Below are 6,802 nucleotides of genomic sequence, written 5' to 3'. Positions count from 1 at the left end.
CTTTTGGTGGCTTGTTTTTTTTTTTTATTCTCCCCTGCTTTTTTGTTTTCCCCCGGCCCCTCCCTGTTGGCCGGGCGGGCGGGCCCCCCCCCCCGGGGGGCCCGCCCGACCGTGGTCGCTCAGTCCGGGGTGTCCGGCCGACCGCGGTCGCTCAGTCCAGGAACTCGCCGTCGCGGGCCACGACGACACCGCCGTGCACCACCATGTCGCGGCGCGGCATGTCCACGACGACCTGAGGCAGGCACTCGCCCCGGACGAGCACGAAGTCGGCCGGTGCGCCCGCCGTGAAGTCGGCGTGGGCGATCCCCATCACGTCCGCACCTCCGTGCGCCGCGACGTCGTGACAGGCCGTCAGCTCCTCGTCGAGGCGCACGTCCGTCACCCATCCGAGCAGATGCGCGCGGTGCATCATGTCGGCGTTGCCGAACGGGCTCCAGGAGTCCCGCACCCCGTCCGACCCGAGCCCGACCCGTACCCCGTGCTCACGCAGCCGGGCGATCGGCAGCACCAGGGAGGCGGACGGCGCCACCGTCGTGAGGGCGATGTCCTGGTCACCCAAGTCCGCCGCCATCGAGCCGAGTTGACTGTCGGTCAGTTCCGGAAGGCAGAACACGTGGCTGACGGTGACCTGCCCGGCGAGGGAGAGGGCGCGCGTCCGGTCGACGATGCCGCGCATGGCCCGCATGCCCTTCTCGCCGCGGTCGTGCAGGTGGATGTCCACGCCGATGCCGTGACGGTCCGCGATGCCGAAGACGATGTCGAGCTGCTCGTCGAGGGCCTGGTCGAAACCGATCGGGTCGATGCCGCCGATCATGTCGACGACCCCCTCGCGCGCCGCCTCCTCGAGCAGCGCCGCCGTGCCCGGGGTGCGGATGACGCCGTGCTGGGGGAAGCCGACGATCTGGACGTCGAGCGCGTGACGCAGCCGCTCACGGGCCTCCGCCAGGCCCTCGACCCCGGCCAGGCCGTAGGCCGGGGCCACGTCGGCGTGGGCGCGCATCGCCCGGGTGCCGCGGGCGACGGCGTGGGACATCAGCCCGTACGCCCGCTCCGCGACGGGGCGGCGCTGGCCGCGGAACAGCTCCACGTCCTGGGCGACGTAGTCCGCGATGCCGCTCGCCGGCCGGCGCGACACCCAGGAGCCGCCCCAGGTCGTCTTGTCGGGGTGGATGTGGGCGTCCACGAGGGACGGCAGGGCGATCCGGCCGCCACCGTCCACGACCTTCGCGCCGCGCGGCGCGGGGCCGTCCGAGATCCGGCCGTCGACGACCACGAGGTCCGTGGCCTTCGCGGCGCCGAACGGGCGCACGTCACGGAAGACCACGGCCCGCGCGTGGCGCCCCGAGGCGGAGGCGGACGCCGCCCGGGAGGGGGCGGCCGTGGCGACGGAGACGGACGCCGCCCGGGCCGTGGCGGCCGTGACGGCCGTGGTCGCCGTCGCACCGGCAAGGGCGGCGGCGCCGGCGAGCATCGTGCGGCGGGAGAGCGCGCCGGGGGACGTCGAGGACGGCTGCATGGGGACTCCTTCGAGGGGACGGTGTGGCGAGGCGGTGGGGGCGGGCGGTGCGCGGCGACGCGTACGGGACGGGCCACGGCTCGGACCGGGACGTCCGCTCGCACCACGGCCGGCGGTCGCGTGGGCTTCTGGGGGAGTGGGCCGACGACTCCCTGTTTTGTATACCAAGCCTGTGGCGGCGGACAAGGGTGATGATCGGGAGATGCGGAAATGCCCCTTCCTTGCCGTCTTGGCTCGTCGAAGGGTGCGCGGATGCCGGTCTTGGTATACGAATAGGGTCAGGCGTCACCGAAGAGGGAGCGCAGGGCGACGGTCCTGCTGTCCCGCACGTGCAGCAGGGTGCTGGCCGCCGCGGCCTCCGCGTCCCCGGCGGCGATGTGCCGGTACATCTCGGCGTGCTGGGCCCGCATGTGCGCGGGCTCCTCGCGCAGGCCGAACACGAGCCGCAGCTGCCAGCTCAGCTGCTCCATGGTCCGGGCGAGCAACGGGTTCCCCGACATGGCCACGACGCACTCGTGGAACGCGGTGTGGGCGGCCACCTCGCGGCTCCCCTCGTCCGCCGCGGCGGCCGACTCGGCCTGGTGGAGCGCGGCCTCGAGGGCCGCGACGCCCCGGGTGTCGCCGGCCGCACGCGCCCGCGCCGCGAGCCGCGAGGCCTGGACGGCCAGCGGTTCCCACACCTCGTAGAGGTGCTCCACGTCGGTGCGCTCGAGGCGGCGCACTCGGACGCCGCTGTGCGGGAGCAACTCGAGGAGCCCCTCGGTGACCAGTGCGCGCAGCGCCTCGCGCACCGGGACGCGGGACATCCCGAGCTCCTCGGCGACCTCCCGTTCGACGAGGCGGGCACCCTGTGCGTACCGCCGGTCGACGATCCGCTGAAGAACGGCCTCCCGCGCGCGCGTGCCCAGCGGGACGGTGGCCGGCTCCGCGGCCGGAGCCGTAGGAGTGCCGGTGGCCGGAGCCGGGGGGGTGTCGGCGACCGGGCCCGGGGTGGCGTCGCCGGCCGCGCGGGGTGTCGCCTCAGGGTCCGGCACCGTCGTGGCGAACTTCCCCGCGCCGCGCGTCCGGGCGTCTCCGCCCCCGGTCGCCGAGCCGGTCCCGCGTCCGTCCGCCACCTGTTCCGACCTCTTCCGTCCTCTTCCGCCCCGCGTTCGGGGCGCCCGGGGCGAGGATACGTCGGCCCCGGCCCGGGCACCTCGGCCTGCCGACGGTCATCGGCCGGACCGGGGAGGCCTGTTGGTACCAGGAGTTCGGCCTCAGCTGTGGTAATGCCTTACCAGGACATCGTCACATGTTCGACGAAAAGCTGAAATCAGATGTTTCCGTACATTCGCAGTCGTACCACCGTGAAAGGTGTCATCTGTTGCAGGAAGACCAGAGGCCGGACGCCTCCGGACCGGGCGCCGAGCGGGGCGGCGGAGCACGGCCGGCGGTGACGGCGGACCTGCCCCGCCACCCCGACCACCACCACCGCGCCCGTACCGACCGCATCGTGTTCGGGGTCACCGCCGTCCTGACCGTGGCCTTCGTGGTCTGGGGCGCCACGGCCACGGAGAGCCTGGAGAGCACGTCGAGCAGGCTCCTCGAAGGGCTGATCCGCGACGGTGGCTGGGCGTTCATGCTGGCCGCCTCCGGCTTCGTCGTCTTCGCCCTCTGGCTGGCCATCAGCCGCTACGGCCGGATCACCCTCGGCCAGGAGGGGGAGGGCCCGGAGTTCCGGACGGTGTCGTGGATCGCCATGATGTTCAGCGCGGGCATGGGCATCGGCCTGATGTTCTACGGCGTGAGCGAACCCCTCGCCCACTACGCCGCCCCGCCGCCGGGAACCCATCCCGCCGACTCCGCCGAGCGGATGCAGACCGCCATGGCCACCACGCTCTTCCACTGGACGCTCCACCCGTGGGCGATCTACGCCGTCGTGGGGCTCGCCATCGCGTACTCCACGTTCCGCCGCCGACGCCGCCAGACCATCAGCGCCGTCTTCGTCCCGCTGATGGGCGAGCGCCGGGCGTACGGCGGGCCCGGCCGCGTCATCGACATCCTGGCCATCTTCGCCACGCTGTTCGGCTCGGCCGCCTCGCTGGGCCTCGGCGCGCTCCAGATCGGCAGCGGCGTCGAGGAGCTGGGCTGGATGGCGGAGACCGGCACCGGGCTGCTCGTCGCCATCATCGCCGTCCTGACGGCGGCCTTCGTCGTCTCCGCCGTGTCCGGTGTGGAGAAGGGCATCCAGTGGCTCTCCAACACCAACATGGTGCTTGCCGGGGTGCTCGCCCTCTTCGTGTTCGTGGCGGGCCCCACCATCATCGTCCTCGACCTGCTGCCCACCTCGCTCGCCGCGTACATCGGCGACCTGCCCCAGCTGGCCGGCCGCACCGAGGCGACCAGCGGCGCGAACATCCACGAGTGGCTCGGCGGCTGGACCGTCTTCTACTGGGCCTGGTGGATCTCGTGGACGCCTTTCGTCGGCATGTTCATCGCGAGGATCAGCCGGGGCCGGACCATCCGCCAGTTCGTCGGCGGAGTCATCCTGGTGCCCAGCACCGTCAGCCTGGTGTGGTTCGCGATCTTCGGCGGTACGGCGATGAAGCTCGGCGAGCAGGGCGACCTGACGGGGGAGACCACCCCCGAGGGACAGCTCTTCGCCGTGCTCCAGGAGTTCCCCCTCGCCGGCGCGATGAGCCTCCTCGTGATGATCCTGGTAGGGATCTTCTTCGTGTCGGGCGCGGACGCCGCCTCGATCGTCATGGGCACGCTCTCCCAGCGCGGCTCTTTCGAACCCACCCGGCCCGTCGTCGTGTTCTGGGGCGTGGTGACCGGAGCGGTCGCCGCCGTCATGCTCCTCATCGGCGACGGCCAGGGAGACGCCCTCGCGGGCCTGCAGAACCTCACGATCCTGGTGGCGGCGCCGTTCGTCCTGGTGATGATCGGGATGTGCGTGGCGCTGATGAGGGACCTGCGGAAGGACCCGCTCATCGTCCGGGGCGAGGTGGGCGTGGAGGTCGTCGGACTCGCCGTGATCGCGGGCCACGAGAAGTACGACGGTGACTTCGAACTGAAGATCGGCCCCGGCTCCCCCGGCACCGGAGGCCAGGAGGCCCCGCCGCTCACGCCGAAGAACTCGGCGTGAGCGGCGGGACGGGCCCCGGTCCGCTCACGCCCTGCCGGCCGCCTTCTGGCTCCGGCGGGACAGGGAGTCCACGACCACGGCCGCCAGCAGCACCGATCCCGTGATCATGAACTGGACCGCGTTGCTGACGCCCATGATGTTCATCCCCGACTGGATGGAGCCGATCACCAGCGCGCCGAGCAGTGCGGACCAGACCGAGCCCCGCCCGCCGAAGAGGCTGGTGCCACCGATGACGGCGGCGGCGATGACGTTCATCAGGAGGTTGCCGCCGCCCGAGGTCTGGCTCGCGGACTGGATCTGACCGGCCAGGAAGAGGCCGCCGATCGCCGCCATGGTCCCGGCGATCGAGAAGACGGACATCCGCACGAACGGCACGCTGATGCCCGCCCGGCGGGCGCCCTCGATGTTGCCGCCCACCGCGAAGATCCGCCGGCCGTACGTGGTGCGCCGCAGCACGAAGTCCAGGAGCACGAGGAGGATCAGGAAGATCAGGAGCGCGAGCGGCAGCCCCTGGTAGCGGTTGAGGATGTACGCGGCGGCGAAGGCGAGCGCGGCGATGACGGCCGTACGCAGCACGATCTCGGCGACCGGCCGGAACGGCACCCGGGCCGTCCGGCGGCGCTTGGCGTCGAGGAGCGACGCCGCCAGGAACAGCCCGACCCCGACGGCCGCCGTGGCATAGGCGGCGGCCGGACTGTGGTAGATCGTCGAGTACAGCCTGGAGACGATGCTCTCGCTCGGGATGTTGACCGTGCCGCTGGTGCCGAGGATCTGGAGCATCAGCCCGTTCCAGGCGAGATTGCCCGCGAGGGTGACCACGAAGGCGGGCACGCCGACCTTCGCGAAGAAGAACCCGTGGATCAGGCCGACGACCGCGCCGCCCGCGACGGCGACCAGGAGCGCCAGCCACTCGTTCATGCCGTTCAGGACGTTGAGTACGGCGAAGATCGCGGCGCACAGGCCGCTGACCGAGCCGACCGAGAGGTCGATCTCGCCGAGCAGGAGCACGAAGACGATGCCGACGGCGATCATGCCGGTGCCGACGATCTGCTGGCTGAGGTCGGAGAGGTTCTGGGCCGAGAGGAACGTGCTGTTCAGAGTGCCGAAGACCGTCCAGATGATGATCACGGCCAGCACGACGGGCAGCGAGCCCAGCTCACCGCTGCGCACCTTGCGACGGAACTCGCCCAGGTATCCCTTGAGGCCCTCCTCGCGGACGAGGAGGCGGGTGTCGACGGCGGGCACCGCGCCGGGTGCCGGTTCCTGGGCGCCGGCGTCGCCGGCGCCGGAGCGGTCGGAGGGGCGGTCGGCCGGGGGGTCGGCGCGGCCCGGGTCGTGGCTCATCGCTCCTCCTCCCGCTTGCGGGCCTGGCGGCGGGTGACGGCGCTGTCGGTGGCCCCCGTGATGGCGGAGATGATCTCCTCGGTGGTCGTGGAGCGCTTGTCGAAGAAGCCGTTGTTCCGGCCGAGCCGCATCACGGCGATCCGGTCGGCGACCGCCATCACGTCGACCATGCTGTGGCTGATCAGGATGGTGCCGAGGCCCTGCCCGCGGAGCCGCTCGACCAGGTCGAGGACCTCCGCGGTCTGCTCCACGCCGAGCGCGGCGGTGGGCTCGTCCAGGATGACGACCTTCGGCGCGCCGATGAGCGAGCGCGCGATCGCCACCGTCTGGCGCTGGCCGCCGGAGAGGGAGGCGACCGGGATGCGCACGCTCGGGATCCGGATGGACAGCGTGTCGAGCAGCTCGCGTGCCCGCTGGTCCATGCGCACCTCGTCGAGCACGCCGAAGCGACGCAGTTCCCGGCCGAGGAACAGGTTGGCGACCACGTCGAGGTTGTCGCACAGCGCCAGGTCCTGATAGACGGTGGCGATCCCGAGGTTCTGGGCGTCGTGCGGCCGGTTGATGGAGACCGGCCGGCCCTCCCAGGTGATGACGCCCTCGTCGGGCGGGTTCACCCCGGCGATCGCCTTGACGGCGGTGGACTTGCCGGCGCCGTTGTCGCCGACGAGCGCGACCACCTCACCGGCGTGCACGTCCAGGTCGAAGCCCTGCAGGGCCTGGACCGCGCCGAACCGTTTGGAGATCCCCCGTAGTGTGAGCACGGCTGACTCCGGCAACGGAACCGCCTCCTCCGCTCGCGCGGGCCGCTCCGCCCC

At 72.1% G+C, this 6,802-nt stretch carries 5 protein-coding genes; 1 reads left to right on the top strand and 4 read right to left on the bottom strand.

The genetic code is table 11. The annotated features are described in order from the left end of the window. Positions 1-151: 151 nt before the first annotated feature. Together ACFWUY_RS37145 and ACFWUY_RS37140 are read right to left on the bottom strand one after the other, a co-directional pair. Positions 152-1,516 carry an amidohydrolase gene (locus tag ACFWUY_RS37145; protein WP_384120515.1) on the bottom strand — a complete coding sequence of 455 codons (1,365 nt, stop codon included), beginning with the start codon at positions 1,514-1,516 and terminating at the stop codon, positions 152-154. Positions 1,517-1,794: 278 nt separating this feature from the next. Next, positions 1,795-2,550, bottom strand: coding sequence for a GntR family transcriptional regulator (locus ACFWUY_RS37140; RefSeq protein ID WP_384120519.1), 756 nt, complete (start codon positions 2,548-2,550; stop codon positions 1,795-1,797). Between the two features lie 398 nt (positions 2,551-2,948). Here ACFWUY_RS37140 and ACFWUY_RS37135 point away from each other — a divergent pair, with 398 nt between their 5' ends. After that, positions 2,949-4,643 carry a BCCT family transporter gene (locus ACFWUY_RS37135; protein ID WP_384120517.1) on the top strand — a complete coding sequence of 565 codons (1,695 nt, stop codon included), beginning with the start codon at positions 2,949-2,951 and terminating at the stop codon, positions 4,641-4,643. A 24-nt stretch (positions 4,644-4,667) separates the two neighbouring features. Here the strand turns inward: ACFWUY_RS37135 and ACFWUY_RS37130 are convergent, their stop codons facing one another. After that, positions 4,668-5,987, bottom strand: coding sequence for a sugar ABC transporter permease (locus ACFWUY_RS37130; protein WP_384120513.1), 1,320 nt, complete (start codon positions 5,985-5,987; stop codon positions 4,668-4,670). Continuing rightward, complete coding sequence (locus ACFWUY_RS37125; RefSeq protein ID WP_384120511.1) at positions 5,984-6,748, bottom strand: ATP-binding cassette domain-containing protein; 765 nt, start codon at positions 6,746-6,748, stop codon at positions 5,984-5,986. Before ACFWUY_RS37125 ends, ACFWUY_RS37130 begins: the two co-directional genes overlap by 4 nt. Positions 6,749-6,802: the final 54 nt, after the last annotated feature.

The sequence above is a fragment of the Streptomyces sp. NPDC058664 genome (genome assembly GCF_042716635.1).
Taxonomy (GTDB): domain Bacteria; phylum Actinomycetota; class Actinomycetes; order Streptomycetales; family Streptomycetaceae; genus Streptomyces.
Note: the sequence above shows the minus strand (reverse complement) of the source record. Positions and strands in the feature narration are given on the sequence as shown.

Bases quoted from the DNA above. Each gene is read 5' to 3' on its own strand.
- ACFWUY_RS37130 (WP_384120513.1), bottom strand. From the start codon at position 5,987: ATGAGCCACGACCCGGGCCGCGCCGACCCCCCGGCCGACCGCCCCTCC.
- ACFWUY_RS37145 (WP_384120515.1), bottom strand. From the start codon at position 1,516: ATGCAGCCGTCCTCGACGTCCCCCGGCGCGCTCTCCCGCCGCACGATG.